Consider the following 19824-nt stretch of genomic DNA (forward strand, 5'->3'; position numbering starts at 1 on the left):
GGCTCGCAAGTTCCCTGCAGACCGGGGCGCAGTCCCCGCCTCAGACATGACCCACATCGTCCTTGCCTTCGATGACAACAGGCTGATCGGTGACCTGTTCGGGCAGTTCGACCAGAACCTCGCCCTGATCGAACAGCGTCTTGGTGTCGACGCGGTCGCGCGCGGCAATCAGGTGACCCTGAAAGGCAAGCATGGCCAGTGCGAACAGGCCCGGCTTGCCCTGGAGGCGCTGTATCATCGCCTGCAACAAGGCCACGAGATCCATCCCGCGGATGTCGACGGCGCGGTGCGCATGGCGGTCGCCGCCGATGCGCAGTTGCCCCTGCCGACGCTGGAGCCGCGCTCGCGGCTCTCCTTTGCGCAGGTCTCGACCCGGCGCAAGACGGTGGTGGCCCGCACGGCGGCGCAGGATGCCTATATCCGCTCCATGGACCGGGCCGACATGATCTTCGGCACGGGACCGGCCGGAACAGGAAAGACCTTCCTCGCGGTTGCGTATGCGGCAGCCTTGATCGAGCGCGGCGACGTGGCGCGCCTGATCCTGTCACGTCCGGCTGTAGAGGCGGGCGAGAGGCTCGGCTTCCTGCCGGGTGACATGAAGGACAAGGTCGACCCCTACCTGCGCCCGCTTTACGACGCGCTCTACGAAATGATGCCGCCGGAAAAAGTCGACCGTGGCCTGCAGTCCGGCATGATCGAAGTGGCGCCGCTGGCCTTCATGCGCGGCCGAACCCTGTCCAACGCGGTGGTGCTGCTGGACGAGGCGCAGAACACCACGACCATGCAGATGAAGATGTTCCTGACGCGTCTGGGTGAAAATTCCAAGATGATCGTCACCGGGGATCCGACGCAGGTCGACTTGCCGCCCGGACAAAAGTCGGGCCTGCGCGAGGCACTGGAGCTTCTGACCGACATCGAGGGCATCGCCCACGTTCAGTTCACCGATGTCGATGTGGTGCGTCATGAACTTGTCGGACGGATCGTCAAGGCCTATGACGATGCCAGCCGCGATATGCTGCAGGAACGCGAACGCCGCATTGATGCGCGGGGAGAACGGGTATGACGGCACTGCCGGGTCTGGCCACGGCTGACGATATCGAGATTGAAATCGCGATTGAAAGCGGCGACTGGCCTGACGAGGACCGGTTGTTCGACCTCAGCGAGGCGGCGGTGGCCGCCGCCTTTGCCCGCGCGCCGTTGAAGGCCTTGCCCGGGTCCGAGCTGTCACTTGTCTTCGTCAATGACGCAAGGATCCAGGAACTGAACGCCGAATGGCGGAGCAAGGACAAGCCGACGAATGTGCTGTCCTTTCCCGGCGGCGAGGCGACGAACGGTGTGTTCGGCCCCCTGTTGGGTGATGTGATTTTCGCGCAGGAAACCATTGCCCGCGAAGCCGTGGACCAGGGTGTTTCGTTCGAGCATCATTTTTCTCACCTTGTTGTCCACGGACTCCTTCATCTTTTCGGCTATGATCACCAGATGGAAGCCGAAGCCGAGGTGATGGAAGGCCTTGAACGGCAGATTCTGGCCGATCTTGGCATTGCAGATCCTTATGCCGATGCTCCGCTTGTGGCAGATGAGCCTGCCACCGGGGCGGCGCATCCAATTGATTGACGGGACCCATGACCGTTTCTGACAGTCGAAGTATCGAGACCCAGTCTGTTCAGCCGGCAGCGCCGGTCGACACCAAGGAGAGCGGCGATCCGCGATCTCCTGAGCCCCGGAAATCGGGGCTCTTTTCCCGACTGATCGGGTATTTTTCACGATTGCGCCGGGGTTCAGGCGCGACTTTGCGCGAGAACCTGCAAGACGAACTGGCGCGTGATGCGGGTGCCGACGCTGCCTTTTCCCCCGAGGAACGCCTGCTCTTGGGCAATATCCTGCGTTTGCGGGAACTGCGCGTCGACGACGTGATGGTGCCGCGCGCTGACATCGAGGCTATCGATGACAGCGTCAGCCTAGGCCGGCTGATGGAAGTCTTCCGCGAAAACGGCCATTCCCGCATGCCGGTCTATCATGAGTCCCTCGATGACCCGCGCGGCATGGTCCACATCAAGGATCTGATGGCCTTTGTCGCCGCCAAGGCGGGTGCTGGGAAGCCGGCCGACGAGAGCGACGGACGTAACCTGTCCATCGACCTGTCCCATGTCGACCTTGCAATGACCCTCGCTGAAACTGGCCTGCAAAGGCCTCTTCTGTTCGTACCGGCCTCGATGCCCGCGACCGATCTGATGGCCAAGATGCAGGCCAGCCGCGTGCAGATGGCGCTGGTGATCGACGAATATGGCGGTACCGACGGCCTCGTCTCCCTTGAAGATATCGTCGAAACCGTCGTCGGGGACATCGAAGACGAGCACGACGAGGATGAGGAGGCTATGCTGGTTGCGACCAGCGACGGCATCTGGGTAGCGGATCCGCGGATACCACTTGAAGACCTGTCCGAGCAGCTTGGCGCCGAGTTCAACGTCGGAGAGGTTGCCGAGGAAGTCGACACACTGGGCGGCCTGTTGTTCACGCTTCTGGGCCGCGTGCCGGTGCGCGGCGAGCTGATCGCGCCGAAGGAGGTTCCGGGCTACGAGTTCGAAATCCTTGATGCGGATCCCCGGCGGATCAAACGGTTGCGTATTCGTCGCCGCCGCCCGGAAAAGGCGGCGATCGATCCGCGTCGGCGTCAAAAACGCGGCGACAAGCCGGCCGAGGACAATTTGCCGGAAAGCTAGCCCGGCGGCGGGGCATCGGATGGGTCATCGCGGCGCGCCGGCCCCCTGAACTTTCCGGCACGCTTGACCGCAAGCGGCTCGGGCCGCAACTGTAGCCCGATTGCCCGATCCGGAAAGATTCGTCATGTCCACCCTTGTTGCCCGCCTTCTTGTCGTTCCGGGCCTGTTTCTGCTGGCCCATGGCGCCAAACGTTGGCTTCTTGCCTTTGCCGCTGGTGCTGCCTGTGTACTTGCCCTGCCGCCCTTCGGTCATTTGCTTGCTTTTTTTCTGGCGGTGCCGGCGCTGGTCTGGCTGATCGACGGTGCTGCCGGGGCCCCGGGAACCCTGTCCTCCGGACGTCGCCTGCGGGCAGGATTTGCTATCGGCTGGTGGTTTGGCTTTGGCTATTTCCTTGCTGGTTTGTGGTGGATCGGCAGCGCTTTTCTTGTCGAGGCGGACCGCTTTGCCTGGATGATACCCTTTGCCGTCACACTGCTTCCGGCTGGACTGGCTCTGTTTCATGGGCTGGCAGTGGCGCTGGCAACCCGCATCTGGCCGGACAACTGGAGCAGGGTCGTTGTCCTGGCTGGCTGTCTGTCGGTGTCCGACTGGCTCAGAGGGCATGTGCTGACCGGGTTTCCGTGGAACGCCTTCGGATATGTGACGGCCGATACACTGACTTTGGCACAGACCGGGAGCCTGGTCGGTGTCTATGGTGTTGGCGCCCTGATCCTCGCGCTTGCCGCAGCTCCGGCACTTCTGGTCGACGGCCGCCGATCCGCAATTGGCGGCCTTGCTGTGATGGTTGCGGGTCTTGCCGCGATGTCCAGTTGGGGGCTGGTGCGACTAAATGGCACAGCCGGGCAAGTCGATGACAGCATCACGCTGCGCATTATACAACCTTCAATCGCGCAAAACGAGAAGTGGAAGCCGGAAAACCGGTCTCTGATATTTCAGCGCTATCTGGAGTTGAGTTCGTCTGCACGTGGTGGTGAGGAAATGTCAACAACCCGGCGTGTGTATGTCTGGCCGGAATCCGCGTTTCCTTTTCTTCTGACGCAGGAGCCGGAAGCTATTTCGGAAATAGATAACCTTCTCCAACCTGGGGAGGTGCTGATTACGGGAGCAATCAGGGCTGAAAGAAACCCTGATGGTGTAAATTACTATAACAGCATCTACGGCATTTTAGACGGCGGCACGATTGTGGATGCTTATGACAAGGTCCGTCTGGTGCCATTTGGTGAGTATCTGCCCTTTGCGGATGTGCTGGAGCGGCTGGGACTTCGGGCGCTCGTGAATGCGCCAAGCCCGTTTCAGGCCGGATATGCCCATGCTGTGCTGTCCTCGGGCGATCTGCCATCCTTTTCGCCCCTGATCTGCTACGAGGTGATCTTTCCGCAAATCCCGGGCTCACTCGCCGATCGGCCCAAGTGGTTGGTAAATCTTACGAATGATGCATGGTTTGGCGACACAGCCGGCCCTTACCAGCACTTTGCCCAGGCCCGTTTCCGGGCCATCGAGCAGGGGCTGCCATTGGTTCGATCCGCAAACACCGGTATTTCAGCCGTTGTCGATTCCTATGGCCGGCAAGTTGAGGCCCTTGCCCCTTTCGTCGTCGGGGCAATAGACACACCGCTCCCTGCGGCCATCGCGCCGACGCTGTTTGCCCGATATGGCGACCTCGGCTTCCTTTTCATCCTGCTGCTTTTTACTGGGATTTTTACTTTCGGCCGATTCAACCTCTCCTCGCGTCATAATTGATGTTGATCCGGCGAGTCCGCCAGCATAGTGTTATACAACCGATGCACCACCAAGTGGCAGTGACCAGGGCGTCGGTAAGGGCATGATGGTTGAGGAACTGCGCTGGCATGGCCGGGCGGTGATCCGGGATCAGCATCGGCGGGCAAGCCGGATGGATCAGGACAGCGCCGGGCAGGCCGCCGGGGACCTGAGCGCCCTTTTTGAAACCAAGGCGGACAACCGCGGGAACAGCGAAAGACGACGGCGATGCCCAGCAAGAAAGCACCCAATCCGATTGATGTGCATGTCGGCAGTCGTGTCCGGTTGCGGCGCATGATGCTCGGCATGAGCCAGGAGAAGCTGGGCGAAGCCCTCGGCATCACGTTCCAGCAGATCCAGAAATATGAAAAGGGCACCAACCGCATCGGTGCCTCCCGCCTGCAGCACATCTCAACCGTGCTGAAAGTGCCGGTGGCCTTCTTCTTCGAGGATGCACCTGGCTCCCCGGATGATTTCGAAGGCTTTGGCGAATCACAGCCGACCTCCTATGTCGTCGACTTCCTGTCCTCCTCGGAAGGCCTGTCCCTGAACAAGGCCTTCGTCCGCATCGAGGATCCGAAGGTCCGCCGCAAGATCGTTGATCTTGTTCGCGCCCTGGCTGGCGAAGAAGCCTGAACATCGGCTGCACTGCGCGGGAACCGTAACCATCAGGTGAGGTCCCAAGCGCGCAGTGCTTGACGTCACCCGTTGCAATCTGGTTCATGGCGCACGGGAGCGGCGGGTTCTCCGCTGGTTCCGGACCAACTTTCCCAGAAGGACGTCAGGCCATGGCCCGTCAGGATTATCTCTTTACCTCCGAGTCCGTGTCCGAGGGGCACCCGGACAAGGTATGCGACCGAATTTCCGATGCCGTCGTTGACGCTTACCTGCGCGAGATGCCGGAAGCGCGTGTTGCCTGCGAAACGCTGGCGACCACCAACCGGATCGTCATCGCCGGCGAGACCCGCGGCCCGGCGACCATCACCAAGGATTATCTGGCCCACCTCGCCCGCCTCGCGGTCAAGGACATCGGCTACGCCCAGGAAGGCTTCCACTGGGAGAACTGCGACATCTCCGTGTATCTGCACGGTCAGTCGGCGCATATCGCCCAGGGCGTTGATGCCGCTGGCAACAAGGACGAAGGCGCAGGCGACCAGGGCATCATGTTCGGTTACGCCTGCCGCGAGACGCCGGAATTCATGCCGGCGCCAATCTACTATGCCCACAAGATCCTGCGCGTTCTCGCCGAGGCTCGCAAGTCAGGCCGCGAGCCGGTGCTCGGACCCGACGCTAAAAGCCAGGTGACCGTTCGCTATGTCAACGGGAAGCCGGTTGGCGTGACCTCTATCGTGTTGTCGACCCAGCATCTTGACGCAACGCTGTCCTCATCCGACGTGCGTGCCATCGTCGAGCCCTACATCCGCTCCGCACTTCCGGACGGCTGGATCGATCCCTCGACCGTCTGGCACGTCAACCCGACCGGTGCCTTCGTCATCGGCGGTCCGGACGGCGACTGTGGCCTGACCGGCCGCAAGATCATCGTCGACACCTACGGCGGCGCGGCTCCGCATGGCGGCGGCGCGTTCTCCGGCAAGGATCCGACCAAGGTCGACCGCTCTGCTGCCTATGCCGCCCGCTATCTGGCCAAGAACGTTGTCGCGGCCGAACTGGCGGACCGCTGCACCATCCAGCTGTCCTACGCCATCGGCGTTGCCGAGCCGCTGTCGGTCTATGTTGACCTGCATGGCACCGGTACCTGTGATGAGGCCAAGCTGGAGAGCACGTTGCGCGATGTCATGCGCCTGACCCCGCGCGGCATCCGCGAGCATCTGAAGCTCAACGCCCCGATCTATGAGCGCACCGCAGCTTACGGCCACTTCGGCCGCGAGCCGGATGCCGACGGCGGCTTCACCTGGGAAAAGATCGATCTCGTCAGCGCCCTGCGCAGCGCGGTCGCCTGATCCTTCATGACCTGATGACATCCCCGCGCCGGCCGCTGAAAGGTGGTCGGCGCGGCTGTTTGAGATGCAGCACACGGCGATGACCGACTATTACGATGGCTCCTTCTACGGCCGGCGCATGGGCAAGCCGCTCACACCGCGCCAGCGCCTGTTGATGGACAGTGACATGCCGCGCCTGCGCCCGGATCTCGGCCAGCCGGCGCCAGCGGACCTTACGGCGATGTTCGATGCGCCGGTCGAAGAAGTCTGGCTGGAGGTTGGTTTTGGCGGTGGTGAGCATCTGATCCACCGCGCGGTTGAAAACCCGCAAGTTGGCTTCATCGGCGTCGAGCCATTTGTCACGTCGATGGCCAAGGCGCTGACGGAAGTGGTGGACCGGGGGCTTGGGAATGTTCGTCTCTATGATGATGACGCGATCAAGCTGCTGGACTGGCTGCCTGAAGCAAGCCTGTCGCGGGCCTACCAGCTCTATCCGGACCCTTGGCCGAAAAAGCGGCACTGGAAGCGGCGTTTCATCAATCCGCAAAACCTTGACCGCTATGCGCGGGCGTTGAAGCCGGGATCGGACTTTCGCTTCGCCAGCGACATCGACACCTATGTCGATTGGGCGCTACGCCACATCCGTGATCACGAAGCCTTTGACTGGGCGGCGGAAACCGCCGATGACTGGCGTCTGCCGTGGCCGACCTGGCCCGGCACGCGCTATGAGGCGAAGGCATTTCGAGAGGGGCGAAATCCGCGCTACCTGACCTTTCGGAGGCGCTAGGTCGTTGTAGGATGAAAAGCCGTCGCTGCACTGTGGCGGCTTTTTCCTTGCTTTTTGGCGTCAGGCGCGTATAAGACGCCTATTCATCGTCTCCAGCGGCTCAATCGGAGCAGTTTGAGAGTGGGCCCCGAGAAGGACCCGCTCTTTTTTGTTTATCCAGACCGTTGGTTCAACCGGACTGGCACGCGCAAGACGCGGTGCCGAAGCGACAGGAGACTGGCGTGAGCCTGCATGAAGCCCGCATCGTGACCGAAGAGGGTCTGGATGCCCGCGTCGCGGCCATTGTCGAGCCGGTGATCGCTGATCTCGGTTATCGTCTGGTGCGCGTCAAGATCAGCGCGGCCAATGGCTGCACGCTGCAGATCATGGCAGAGCGGCCGGATGGCACCATGAGCGTTCATGACTGCGAGGCGATCAGCCGGGCGGTCTCGCCGGCGCTCGATGTGGACGACCCGATCAACCGGGCCTATCATCTGGAAATCTCGTCCCCGGGCATTGATCGTCCGCTGGTGCGAGAGAGCGATTTTATCCGCTGGGCCGGGCATGAAGCCAAGGTTGAAATGGCCGTTCCTCTCGATGGCCGCAAGCGGTTCCGTGGCATTCTGACTGGTGTCGAGGACGGCAAGGCCGTGCTGCGGCTGCTGGATGCCCCGGAAGGTGCTGTCAATCCGGTGCTTTTGCAGCTGACCGACATGGAAGAGGCTCGGCTGATCCTCACGGATGACCTCGTCCGCGCAGCTCTTCGGGCTGAAAAGGCAGCCCTGTCTGCCCGTGGCATCGACACATCCGACCTTCCGGATGAAGACGATGACATTGAATTCGAGTATGACGCCTCGGACGAAGACGACGAGTTGGATGAAGAAGAGCGCGGCAGGGCCAACTGACCGGCCACATCCGCTGACGGGACTGAATGGGATGCGCAGCGAAATCGGCGCGCAAGAGGAGTAGACGAGAATGGCAATCAGCGCGAACCGGCTGGAACTGCTGCAGATCGCCGATGCGGTGGCTCGCGAGAAGACGATTGACCGCGGCATCGTGATCGCTGCGATGGAAGACGCCATCCAGAAGGCGGCCCGTTCCCGTTATGGCACCGAGACCGAGGTGCGCGCCGAGATCAACCCGAAGACGGGCGAGATCCGGCTGCAGCGCCTGTTGCAGGTCGTCGACAACGTCGAAAACATCTCTACCGAGATCGCCCTTGTCGATGCCAAGCAGCGCAATCCGGAAGCGATGATCGGCGACTATATCGCCGAGCCGTTGCCGCCGCTCGACTTCGGCCGCATCGCTGCTCAGTCGGCCAAGCAGGTCATCGTGCAGAAGGTGCGCGAGGCCGAGCGCGATCGTCAGTATGACGAGTTCAAGGACCGCATCGGCGAGATCGTCAATGGTGTTGTCAAGCGTGCCGAATATGGCAACGTCATCGTTGACCTCGGCCGCGGTGAAGGCATCGTGCGCCGCGACGAGCTGATCCCGCGCGAACTGTTCCGCACCGGCGACCGCATTCGCGCCTATGTCTATGACGTGCGCCGGGAACAGCGCGGCCCGCAGATTTTCCTGTCGCGCACCCATCCGCAATTCATGGCAAAGCTGTTTGCCCAGGAAGTCCCGGAAATCTACGACAACGTCATCGAGATAAAGTCCGTGGCCCGTGACCCGGGTTCGCGCGCCAAGATCGCCGTGATTTCCAAGGACAGCTCCATTGATCCCGTCGGCGCCTGCGTGGGTATGCGCGGTTCGCGCGTGCAGGCCGTGGTTGGCGAGCTGCAGGGCGAAAAGATCGACATCATTCCGTGGAACCCGGATGCGGCGACCTTCATCGTCAACGCATTGCAGCCGGCGGAAGTTGCCAAGGTGGTGCTCGACGAAGATGCCGAGCGCATTGAAGTGGTGGTGCCGGACGAGCAGCTGTCGCTCGCCATCGGTCGTCGTGGTCAGAACGTGCGTCTGGCGTCACAGCTGACTGGCTGGGCCATCGACATCATGACCGAACAGGAAGAAAGCGAACGCCGCCAGAAGGAATTCCAGGAGCGCTCGACCCTGTTCATGGACTCGCTGAACGTCGACGAAATGGTCGGCCAGTTGCTCGCGACTGAAGGCTTCTCCTCGGTCGAGGAAGTCGCCTATGTCGAGCTGGACGAAATTGCGGCCATCGAAGGCTTCGATAGCGAAACCGCAGAAGAGATCCAGGAGCGTGCCCGCGACTTCCTCGCCGAGCAGGAAGCCAAGCTGGACGAGGAGCGCCGCGCCCTTGGCGTTGCCGACGAACTGCGCCAGATCGACGGTCTGACGACGGCGATGTTGGTGGCTCTCGGCAAGGACGACATCAAGACGATCGAGGATCTGGCCGGTTGCGCGACTGATGATCTCGTCGGCTGGAGCGAACGCAAGGACGGCGAAACCAAGCGGTTCCCCGGAACGCTCTCGGGTTTCGAAGTGTCTCGGGCTGAAGCAGAGACGATGGTGATGGCGGCTCGCGTCGCCGCAGGATGGATCAGCGAAGAAGAATTCGCGGCTGCGACTGCGGCTCTGGCGGAGACGGAAGAGCTGGACGTGGAAGAAGAGGAAGTTGAAGAAGTCGCCGAGTGATCGGCTGACATCATCGACGACCAACATCGGGCAGGGCAGCAGGAGGCCGGACCGGAGTGCCAAGGAAGAACGAGCCGCTTGAACGGCAATGCGCGCTTACCCGTGAGGTAAGGCCTGTGTCGGAACTGATGCGGTTTGTGATGGACCCGGACGGCAATGTGATGCCCGATTTCCGACGCAACCTGCCAGGCCGTGGCGTATGGATCACGGCCAATCGGGAAGCGCTGGATCTGGCCGAGAAGCGCCGGGTGTTCCCGAAGGCCTTCAAGGCCGAGGCCAAGGTCGAGCCGGGTTTGTCGGCACGGGTGGACGCCATGCTGGTGCGCAGCGCTCTCTCGGCCCTGTCCCTGGCACGCAAAGCCGGTGAACTCGTCACCGGCTTTGCCAAGGTCGATGCGGCGCTGAAGCGGGATCCGGTTGTCGGCCTCATTCACGCTTCGGACGCATCCGAAGACGGTGTACGCAAGCTCGCGGGTCTATTCGCGAGCCGATTTGAAGACACAAACGGCGGTCCGGTCGTCCGTTTGTTCGATTCGACTCAATTGGATTTGGCATTGGGTCGATCTAATGTGATACATGCTGCGCTGCTCGCAGGCCGGGCGAGTGGAGGCTTCCTTGCGCGACTACGCGATCTGGAGGCTTTCCGGGCGGATTCCGTTGCGAAAGACAGCGACGGCGCGAACAGCGCAGCAGGGCAGGACTGAAGGCAAATATGAACGATACGAAGAATCCAGGCGACAAGACGATTAGCGTCGAGCGGAAGACCCTTGGCATCAAGCGGGGAGGCGTCGAACAGGGCACTGTTCGGCAGAGCTTCTCCCATGGCCGGTCTAAGGCTGTCGTCGTGGAGAAGAAGAAGCGGCGCGTGGTGGTTCCTGGCCAGGAAGGACGTCCGGAGGCAGAAGCTGCCGCCGCAGCTCCCGCTCCTGCCCCGGTCGAGCGTCCGCGCGAGCCGGCTCCGGCCGCGCCGCAGCAGCCGAGGCAGCAGCAGCAGCCCCAAGGCCAGCAGCAGCAGCGCCGTCAGCAGGGCAGCCCGTCGGGCCAGCCGCAGCGGCAGCAGCAGCGTCCCGGCGGCGGTGCCGTCCTCCGCTCCCTGACCCAGGAAGAAGCTGCGGCCCGCATGGCTGCGCTGAAGATGGCGCAGGTTCGCGAAGTCGAGGAGCGCAAGCGCGCTGAAGAGGAAGCGGCCCGCCGCGCCATTGAAGACGCACAGCGCAAGGCTGAGGAAGAAATCCGGGCCAAGGCCGAGGAAGAGGCACGCAAGATCCGTGAGGCTGAAGAGGCCGCGTATCGTCTTGCCAACCCCGAGCCGGTTGCCCCCGTTGTTGCTCCCAAGCCGGTTGAGGCGCCGCGTGCTGCGGCTCCTGCCGGTGCCGCACGCCCGGCGGGCAATGACCAGCGTGGCGGCCAGCCGCAGGCACGTCGCACCGATGGTCAGCCGCAGGCGGACCGTCCGCGTCCGGGCGCAACTCCGGCAGCTCCCGCTGCTGCCAGTGACGAGGATGAGGGCAACAAGAATGCCCTGCGCACCGTCAAGCGTCCGAAGGCGCCGGTTGCTCCGGTTGCCAAGCGTGGCACAGACGACCGTCGTCGGTCCAAGCTGACCATTTCTGCCGCAACAGGTGGCTCGGATGAGCAGCGCTCGCGTTCGCTCGCCTCCCTGCGCCGTCGCCGCGAAAAGGAAAAGCGTGGCGGCATGCAGGCCGTGCGCGAGAAGATCATCCGCGAAGTCATCCTGCCGGAAGCCATTACCATTCAGGAACTGGCAAACCGCATGGCGGAGCGGTCCGTTGATGTCATCAAGCTGCTGATGAAGCAGGGCCAGATGCTCAAGATCAACGATGTGATTGACGCCGATACGGCTGAACTGATCGCGTCGGAGATGGGGCACACCGTTAAGCGCGTCTCTGAGTCTGATGTCGAAGACGGCCTGTTCACCACCAGCGACATCGAAGGCAGCCTGCTGCCGCGTCCGCCAGTCGTGACCATCATGGGTCACGTCGACCACGGCAAGACGTCGCTTCTGGACGCGATCCGCAACTCGAAGGTTGTCTCGGGCGAAGCCGGTGGCATCACCCAGCACATCGGCGCTTACCAGGTCGAGAAGAACGGTCAGAAGATCACCTTCATCGACACCCCGGGCCACGCCGCCTTCACCCAGATGCGTGCTCGCGGCGCCAAGGCGACGGACATCGTCATCCTGGTGGTTGCTGCCGATGACGGCGTCAAGCCGCAGACGAAGGAAGCCGTGGCCCATGCCAAGGCTGCCGGCGTCCCGATCATCGTGGCGATCAACAAGATCGACAAGCCGGCCGCTGATCCGCAGCGCGTGCGCACCGAACTGCTGCATGACGAAATCGTCGTGGAAGCCATGGGCGGTGACACGATCGACGTCGAAGTCTCGGCCAAGACCGGTCATAATCTGGACCGCCTGCTCGAGATGGTGCTGCTGCAAGCTGAAGTCCTTGAACTGCGCGCCAACCCGGATCGCACCGCTGAAGGTCTCGTCATCGAGGCGCAGCTCGACAAGGGCCGTGGCCCGGTGGCAACGGTTCTGGTGCAGAAGGGTACCTTGCGCGTGGGTGACATTCTCGTCGCCGGTGGCGAATGGGGTAAGGTCCGCGCCCTTCTGGATGAGGACGGCAACCAGGTGAAGGAGGCAGGTCCTTCCAAGCCGGTGGAAGTCCTCGGCTTCCAGGGCACGCCGGAAGCCGGTGACCAGGTGGCTGTCGTCGAGAACGAGGCCCGCGCCCGCGAGATCGCCGACTACCGTCTGCGCCAGAAGCGCGACAGGCTGTCGGTGCTGAAGTCGGGCTCGCGCGGTTCGATCGAACAGATGATGAGCCGCTTGCAGACCGGTGGTCGCAAGGAGTTCCCGCTGGTCGTCAAGGCCGACGTGCAGGGTTCGGCGGAAGCCATCGCTCATGCGCTCGACAAGATCGGCAACGAGGAAGTTGGCGCGCGTATCCTGCATGCCGGCGTCGGTGGCATCACCGAGTCCGACATCACGCTCGCGGCCGCCTCCAACGCCTCGATCGTTGGTTTCAACGTTCGTGCCAACAAGCAGGCACGTGAACTGGCCGAGCGCGAAGGCATCGACATCCGCTACTACAACATCATTTACGACCTCGTGGATGATGTGAAGGCGGCGATGTCGGGCATGCTGACCCCGGAACGGCGCGAGACCTTCATCGGTTACGCGTCCATCCGCGAAATCTTCGACATCACCAAGGTCGGCAAGGTTGCGGGCTGTCTGGTTACCGAGGGTGTGGTCGAACGTGGCGCCGAAGTTCGCCTGTTGCGCGAAAACGTCGTTGTCCATCAGGGCAAGCTTGGAACGCTCAAGCGCTTCAAGGACGAAGTCAAGTCCGTCGAGTCCGGCCAGGAATGCGGCATGAACTTCGAGAACTACCAGGACATGCGCGTTGGCGACGTGATCGAATGTTTCCGTGTGGAGCAGATCGCCCGCTCGCTCTGAGCCGCCTGGATTACCAAATCGAACAAGACGCCGGCGCAGGGGCAGACCCGCGCCGGCATCTTCATTTCGCAGCCGCCCCGGCCGATCCCGGCGCCGCTGCCTGACCTGGATAGACAACATGGCCAAGAGCATGGGAGAGGGCGCCGGCATGCCCTCGCAGCGGCAGTTGCGCGTAGGCGAACTGGTTCGCAAGGAAATGTCGGAAATTTTCAGCCGCGGCCATCTGTCCGATCCGGACCTGGATGGCGTGATCCTGACCATTCCGGAGGTTCGCATGACCCCGGACCTGCGGCTGGCAACATGCCTGGTGATGCCGCTCGGCGGACAGAACACCGACAAGGTAGTCAAGGCGCTCAACCGCAGTGCCAAGTACTTCCGTGGTCAGGTCTCCCGCAAGCTGACGATGAAATACATGCCGGACCTGCGTTTCATCCTCGATACGCGATTTGATGACGATGACCGCATCGGGTCTCTCCTGATGCAGCCGGAAGTCAAACGCGACATCGAGGCCGGCGCTGAGGACACGGCAGACGATCAGGACGACTGATTGTTCAGCGTCAGCATCTGCGGATGCTGACGCTGGAAGGTCCCTCCTCGCGTCATCCCGGGCAAGCGCAAGCGCAGACCCGGGACCGGAGTTTCGGGGCTATGTCGTTGTAAATGTTGATTAATTATGACCTTAGCTTACCGGTCCCGGCTCGCGCTGCGCTTGGCCGGGATGACGCTGGGGTGGGTCTAAAGGATTTTCCATGTCGCGTCCCCAGAAGGTCCGCCGGCCACGTAACCCTATTGATGGGTGGCTGGTGCTGGATAAGCCCTACGGCCTGACCTCGAATGATGCCCTGACCCGCATCAAGCGTCTCCTGCATCCGGAAAAGGTGGGCCATGCCGGCACCCTCGATCCGCGTGCGTCTGGATGCCTGCCGCTTGCCTTTGGCGAAGCAACCAAGACGGTCCCGATGATCATGAACGGGCGCAAGGTCTACCGTTTCGAGGTTACCTGGGGCTCCGAAACCGACACGGACGATACGGAAGGCGCCGTGATTGCCACCTCTGACGTGCGACCGGATCCTGATGCCATCGCAGCGGTTCTCGGCGAATTCACCGGCACGATCCTGCAGGTTCCGCCGAAATTCTCCGCGATCAAGGTCGACGGCGCCCGCGCCTATGATCTCGCCCGGGAAGGCGCTGAAGTTGAACTCGAAGCCCGACCAATCGACGTACATCGCCTGACGCTTGTCGAGATGCGCGGCAGCGATCGCAGCGTCTTCGAGGCTGAATGTGGAAAGGGCACCTATGTCCGGGCCCTGGCGCGGGACCTTGGCCACCGGCTCGGGACCTGTGGCCATGTGACGGAACTGCGCCGGTTGCTGGTTGGTCCCTTCGGCGAGGCCGACATGGTGACACTTGCGGAACTGGAAGACGCAGCTGAGGCTGCAGGCGACGATGTGGAGCCGCTGATGGACTATCTGTTGCCGGTGCGCGAAGCGCTGGCAGATGTTCTTGAAGTGCCCGTCAGCATTGAGGAAGCTGGCCGCATCCGCCAGGGCATGGCCGTTCTGCTGCGCGGGAAGTCGGCACCGCTGGCTTGTGACCTCGCCTTCGCCAGCCACGCCGGAACTCCGGTTGCCCTCGGCAGCATCGACAAGGGCCGCTTCCAGCCCTCGCGCATTCTTCACCTTTAGGGAAGGTGGCACCGGCCAGCGCAAGAATTGTCTGGTAATTCCGGCTGGTCTCCGCCATATTCCCGCGCCATCGGGCCCTCTTTGGCCCCGATACCTGCGCCTGACCTTTGCTGGACGACATCCCGGCCCTGGCTGAACGGCGACAGGACTTGACCCTGGCAAGTGAACTCCCTGTTGTTCCTGCTCAAAAGCAGGAGACAGGATGCTTGCCATCCGACACGGGTCCGGCCTTGCTGGACCCAGAACTTGAAAGGACATCGCGATGTCGATTACTGCTGAGCGCAAAGCAGCGCTGATCAAGGAATACGCCGTACAGGAAGGCGATACCGGTTCCCCGGAAGTGCAGGTCGCAATCCTGACCGAGCGCATCACCAACCTGACCGAACACTTCAAGGGCCATGGCAAGGACAATCACTCCCGCCGCGGTCTGCTGAAGATGGTCGCCCTGCGCCGTACCCTGCTCGACTATCTGATCCGCAAGGACCAGGAGCGCTACAAGACCCTCATCGGTCGCCTGGGCATCCGTCGCTAACGGACCCGATTGCAACGCGGTGGGTGGATTTGCCCGCCGCGTTTGCTTATACAAAGTCTCATGACAGTCATGGGGCAGGATCGCAGGGCGCTGACGCGCCGCCCGATCTTCGGGATCCGCAGCATCCCGCCGTCTTGCCCATGGCGCGTCACCGGTAACCGGTCCATAGGGGACCGACCGAAACAACCCGCGCGCGGGTGCCGGGACCCGATCCGCTCACGGATCGGCGGACCAGGCGCCGCGCGGGGACGAAGCTTGCAAGGAACTTACATGTTCAACGTACATCGCGTGGAAGTCGAGTGGGCAGGTCGCCCGCTCGTCCTGGAGACCGGCAAGGTCGCACGTCAGGCCGACGGTGCCGTCATGGCGTCCTATGGCGAGACCAAGGTTCTGGCCACCGTCGTTTCGGCCAAGGAGCCGAAGCCGGGCCAGGATTTCTTCCCGCTCACCGTCAACTATCAGGAAAAGGCCTTCGCGGCCGGCAAGATCCCGGGTGGCTTCTTCAAGCGCGAAGGTCGTCCGAGCGAACACGAGACGCTGACCTCGCGCCTGATCGACCGTCCGATCCGCCCGCTGTTTGCCGATGGCTACAAGAACGACACCCAGGTGATCGTGACCGTTCTGTCGCATGACATGGAAAACGCACCGGACATTCTGGCGCTGGTCGCCTCGTCTGCTGCATTGACCCTGTCTGGCGTACCGTTCATGGGCCCGGTCGGCGGCGTTCGCGTTGGCTACATCAACGGCGAATATGTCCTCAACCCGCTGGTTGATGACATGGCCGAATCCAAGCTGGACCTTATCGTCGCCGGCACCGCCGACGCGGTTCTGATGGTCGAGTCCGAGGCTCAGGAACTGGGCGAAGACGTGATGCTTGGCGCCGTGATGTTCGGCCACCGTGGCTTCCAGCCGGTGATCGACGCGATCATCAAGCTGGCCGAGACCGCAGCCAAGGAACCGCGCCAGCTGTCGCTGCCGGACCACAGTGCGCTTTTTGCCCGCATCAAGGAAATCGCCGCCGACGACCTGACGGCTGCCTACAAGATCATCGCCAAGACCGAGCGCAAGAAGGCCGTTGATGCTGCCAAGGCCAAGGTCATTGACGCCGTGATCACCAACGGCGGTGACAACGTTCCGGCTGGCACCGTTGTCGGCGAGTTGTTCAAGAAGGTGGAGGCCGAGATCGTTCGCGGTGCCATCATCGAGACCGGCACCCGTATCGATGGCCGCGACCTGTCGACCGTCCGCCAGATCGTGTCGGAAGTCGGCATCCTGCCGCGCGCCCATGGTTCGGCCCTGTTCACCCGCGGTGAAACCCAGGGTCTGGTCGTTGCCACCCTTGGCACCGGTGAAGACGAGCAGTTCGTGGATGCGCTCGAAGGCACCTACAAGTCGCACTTCATGCTGCACTACAACTTCCCGCCCTACTCGGTCGGTGAGACCGGTCGCATGGGGTCGCCCGGCCGTCGTGAAATCGGTCATGGCAAGCTCGCCTGGCGCGCCATCAACCCGATGCTGCCGGCCAAGCACGAGTTCCCCTACACCCTGCGCGTCGTCTCCGAGATCACCGAGTCCAACGGCTCGTCCTCGATGGCAACCGTCTGCGGCACCTCGCTCGCCCTCATGGATGCAGGCGTTCCGCTGAAGTCGCCGGTGGCCGGCATCGCCATGGGATTGATCAAGGAAGGCGACAAATTCGCCGTCCTGTCCGACATCCTGGGTGATGAAGATCACCTCGGCGACATGGACTTCAAGGTTGCCGGCACCGCTGACGGTATCACCGCGCTGCAGATGGACATCAAGATCGATGGCATCACCGAGGAGATCATGCAGGTCGCGCTGGCTCAGGCCCGCGATGGCCGCATCCATATCCTCAGCGAAATGGCCAATGCGATCACCGAGGCCCGCTCGGAACTCGGCGAACATGCTCCGCGTATCGAAGTGCTGAAAATCCCGGTCGACAAGATCCGTGAAGTCATCGGTTCGGGCGGCAAGGTCATCCGCGAGATCGTGGAAAAGACCGGCGCCAAGATCAACATCGAGGATGATGGCACCGTCAAGGTTGCCTCCTCCGACGGCAAGGCGATCAAGGCTGCGATCAACTGGATCAACTCCATTGCCGCTGAGCCGGAAATCGGCATGATCTACGAAGGCACGGTTGTTAAGTGCGTCGAATTCGGCGCCTTCGTGAACTTCTTCGGCGCCAAGGACGGCCTCGTCCACATCTCGCAGCTCGCTCCGAAGAAGGTGGCCAAGGTGACCGACGTCGTAAAGGAAGGCGAGAAGGTCTGGGTCAAGCTGATGGGCTTCGACGAGCGCGGCAAGGTGCGCCTGTCGATGAAGGTCGTCGATCAGGAGACCGGCAAGGAACTCGAGCGCGAGAAGGAAGAGGACTGATCCTCTCCTGACTGCGATTGAACAGATCAGGCCGGGGCATATGCCCCGGCCGAGCTTGATGACAAATCTCGACTTCAGCGTCGTCATCCCGGCCAAGCGCAGCGCCGAGCCGGGACCGGAGAGCCGGGACGTCAATATTTGAATCTATCAACACCGGAGAGACCTTGGCTCTCCGGTCCCGGATCTCCGCTTCGCTGCGTCCGGGATGACGATAGAAGGTTTGTCAGCAGTTTGAGGCCGGGGCAACTGCTCCGGCCTTTTCTTTATGGCCATGCTGACGATCAGGGCCGAGTTGGCCTTTCGCCCTGCCGTGCTGCCTGATATATCCCGCGATGATTCAACGGTGGGGATCCCCATGACTGAGATGCGTCTTGTCGTCGTCGGTGCGGCTGGCCGGATGGGCCAAGCCCTTGTTCGCGCGATTTCGGCGATGGACGGAGTTACCTTGAGCGCTGCGATCGAGCGCGAGGGCTCACCCGTTCTAGGCAAGGACGCGGGCGAACTTGCAGGCGTCGGTCACCTCGGCATTCCGGTCACCGACGATCCGCTCACCGCCTTTGCCGCATCCGAAGGGGTCCTTGACTTCACGGCGCCCAAGGCGACCCTGATGTTTGCCGAGCTGGCAGCGCAGGCGCGCATCGTGCATGTTATCGGTACCACAGGATGGGTGGACAGCGAGTTGCCGGCCCTCAAGGCCGCCGGACGCCATGCGCGCCTGGTCAAGTCCGGGAACATGAGCCTCGGCGTGAACCTGCTGGCTGCCATGGTCAAGAAGGCAGCAGCGGCCCTTGGTCCCGACTTCGATCTCGAGATTGTCGAAATGCACCATCGGCACAAGGTGGATGCGCCCTCGGGCACGGCCTTGCTTCTGGGCGAGGCTGCCGCTGAGGGCCGGGGACTGAGCCTTGCCGACCATTCCGTTCGCGTGCGCGATGGCCATACAGGGCCTCGTCCCGTCGGTGACATCGGCTTTGCAACCTTGCGCGGTGGCTCGGTCATTGGCGATCACACGGTGATCCTGGCCGGCGAGGGCGAGCGGGTGGAGCTGACCCACAAGGCGGAGGACCGCCAGATCTTTGCTCGCGGCGCCGTCAAGGCAGCCCTCTGGGCGCGCGACAAGAAGCCCGGACTTTACTCCATGGCCGACGTGCTCGGCCTTACCGACTGAAACCTGCCAAAGCCTTGCGAGGAGAACGGCATATGGAACGTCTCTTGGTGCTCGTCCGTCATGGCCAGAGCGATTGGAACCGGAAGAACCTGTTCACCGGCTGGAAGGATCCCGACTTGACCGAGCTCGGCGTCAGCGAGGCCAAGGCTGCCGGCGTCAAGCTGCGCGAGATGAAGCTGCAGTTCGACATGGCCTATACCTCGGTCCTGACCCGTGCCCAGCACACGTTGGCGCTGATGCTTGCCGAACTCGGCCAGGAGGACCTGGAGACAGTGCGGGACCAGGCGCTGAATGAACGCGACTACGGTGACATCACCGGCATGGACAAGGATGAAGCCCGCGCGAAGTTTGGCGACGAGCAGGTGCATATTTGGCGCCGGTCCTTCGACATTCCTCCTCCGGGCGGTGAAAGCCTGAAGATGACAGCCGAGCGCGTGCTGCCCTATTACCGCGCCGAGATCCTGCCGCGGGTGCTGGAAGGCAAGCGCATCATTGTCGCTGCCCACGGCAACTCGCTACGCTCGCTGATCATGGATCTTGAAAAGCTGACGCCAGACGAGATTGTCGCTCGTGAACTGGCCACTGGCGCACCGCTTGTCTATCGCCTTGATGAGGACGGCAACGTCGTCAGCGTGGAAGATCTGGCCGACTGAGCTGGCTTCGCAGACATACTTGAAAAGGGCGCCCGGTGGGGCGCCTGAGCTTGATGACAAACCTCGAGCTCACCGAAGTCATCCCGGCCAAGCGAAGCGCCGAGCCGGGACCGGAGAGC

Annotated in this window: 17 protein-coding genes; all 17 read left to right on the plus strand. The window is 62.4% G+C overall.

Going from position 1 to position 19824, the window contains the following annotated elements:
* The first annotated feature begins 46 nt into the window (after positions 1 to 46).
* The 17 genes from ACTIFE_RS05560 (at position 47) to ACTIFE_RS05640 (ending at position 19705) form a co-directional block, all read left to right on the plus strand.
* Entirely contained in the window at positions 47 to 1063 is a 1017-nt protein-coding gene (locus ACTIFE_RS05560) for a PhoH family protein (protein ID WP_106752783.1), read from the plus strand.
* Positions 1060 to 1614 carry an rRNA maturation RNase YbeY gene (gene ybeY, locus ACTIFE_RS05565; RefSeq protein WP_439528166.1) on the plus strand — a complete coding sequence of 185 codons (555 nt, stop codon included), beginning with the start codon at positions 1060 to 1062 and terminating at the stop codon, positions 1612 to 1614. The genes ACTIFE_RS05560 and ybeY overlap by 4 nt, the downstream gene beginning before the upstream one ends.
* Before the next feature lie 8 nt (positions 1615 to 1622).
* Positions 1623 to 2720: a transporter associated domain-containing protein gene (locus ACTIFE_RS05570; protein ID WP_439528167.1), complete on the plus strand. Its 1098-nt coding sequence runs from the start codon at positions 1623 to 1625 to the stop codon at positions 2718 to 2720.
* Positions 2721 to 2844: 124 nt separating this feature from the next.
* On the plus strand, positions 2845 to 4461 hold the full coding sequence (gene lnt, locus ACTIFE_RS05575; protein ID WP_439528168.1) for an apolipoprotein N-acyltransferase: 1617 nt from the start codon (positions 2845 to 2847) through the stop codon (positions 4459 to 4461).
* A gap of 246 nt (positions 4462 to 4707) precedes the next feature.
* Positions 4708 to 5115, plus strand: coding sequence for a helix-turn-helix domain-containing protein (locus ACTIFE_RS05580; protein WP_106752779.1), 408 nt, complete (start codon positions 4708 to 4710; stop codon positions 5113 to 5115).
* 152 nt (positions 5116 to 5267) lie between these two features.
* A complete protein-coding gene (gene metK, locus ACTIFE_RS05585; RefSeq protein ID WP_439528169.1) occupies positions 5268 to 6440 on the plus strand; it encodes a methionine adenosyltransferase in 1173 nt (390 codons plus the stop codon).
* Between the two features lie 79 nt (positions 6441 to 6519).
* Positions 6520 to 7206 (plus strand): tRNA (guanine(46)-N(7))-methyltransferase TrmB, encoded by a 687-nt coding sequence (gene trmB / locus ACTIFE_RS05590; protein WP_439528170.1) that lies wholly within the window; start codon positions 6520 to 6522, stop codon positions 7204 to 7206.
* Positions 7207 to 7427: 221 nt separating this feature from the next.
* Positions 7428 to 8090, plus strand: a complete 663-nt coding sequence (gene rimP, locus ACTIFE_RS05595) for a ribosome maturation factor RimP (RefSeq protein WP_439528171.1) — start codon at positions 7428 to 7430, stop codon at positions 8088 to 8090.
* 70 nt (positions 8091 to 8160) lie between these two features.
* Positions 8161 to 9792 (plus strand): transcription termination factor NusA, encoded by a 1632-nt coding sequence (gene nusA, locus ACTIFE_RS05600; protein ID WP_439528172.1) that lies wholly within the window; start codon positions 8161 to 8163, stop codon positions 9790 to 9792.
* A gap of 56 nt (positions 9793 to 9848) precedes the next feature.
* The gene (locus ACTIFE_RS05605; protein ID WP_439528173.1) at positions 9849 to 10496 is read left to right on the plus strand and encodes an RNA-binding protein; all 648 of its coding nucleotides are present in this window, start codon (positions 9849 to 9851) and stop codon (positions 10494 to 10496) included.
* Between the two features lie 8 nt (positions 10497 to 10504).
* Positions 10505 to 13270: a translation initiation factor IF-2 gene (gene infB / locus ACTIFE_RS05610; RefSeq protein ID WP_439528174.1), complete on the plus strand. Its 2766-nt coding sequence runs from the start codon at positions 10505 to 10507 to the stop codon at positions 13268 to 13270.
* Between the two features lie 118 nt (positions 13271 to 13388).
* The gene (gene rbfA, locus ACTIFE_RS05615) at positions 13389 to 13817 is read left to right on the plus strand and encodes a 30S ribosome-binding factor RbfA (protein WP_439528175.1); all 429 of its coding nucleotides are present in this window, start codon (positions 13389 to 13391) and stop codon (positions 13815 to 13817) included.
* A gap of 202 nt (positions 13818 to 14019) precedes the next feature.
* Positions 14020 to 14955, plus strand: coding sequence for a tRNA pseudouridine(55) synthase TruB (gene truB, locus ACTIFE_RS05620; RefSeq protein WP_439528176.1), 936 nt, complete (start codon positions 14020 to 14022; stop codon positions 14953 to 14955).
* Positions 14956 to 15217: 262 nt separating this feature from the next.
* Positions 15218 to 15487 carry a 30S ribosomal protein S15 gene (rpsO, locus tag ACTIFE_RS05625; protein WP_439528177.1) on the plus strand — a complete coding sequence of 90 codons (270 nt, stop codon included), beginning with the start codon at positions 15218 to 15220 and terminating at the stop codon, positions 15485 to 15487.
* 270 nt (positions 15488 to 15757) lie between these two features.
* Entirely contained in the window at positions 15758 to 17884 is a 2127-nt protein-coding gene (gene pnp / locus ACTIFE_RS05630) for a polyribonucleotide nucleotidyltransferase (protein WP_439528178.1), read from the plus strand.
* A 355-nt stretch (positions 17885 to 18239) separates the two neighbouring features.
* The gene (dapB, locus tag ACTIFE_RS05635; RefSeq protein ID WP_439528179.1) at positions 18240 to 19052 is read left to right on the plus strand and encodes a 4-hydroxy-tetrahydrodipicolinate reductase; all 813 of its coding nucleotides are present in this window, start codon (positions 18240 to 18242) and stop codon (positions 19050 to 19052) included.
* 32 nt (positions 19053 to 19084) lie between these two features.
* A complete protein-coding gene (locus ACTIFE_RS05640; protein WP_439528180.1) occupies positions 19085 to 19705 on the plus strand; it encodes a 2,3-bisphosphoglycerate-dependent phosphoglycerate mutase in 621 nt (206 codons plus the stop codon).
* Positions 19706 to 19824 lie beyond the last annotated feature (119 nt).

Origin of the sequence: Pannonibacter sp. (genome assembly GCF_051860505.1) — a bacterium.
GTDB lineage: Bacteria > Pseudomonadota > Alphaproteobacteria > Rhizobiales > Stappiaceae > Pannonibacter.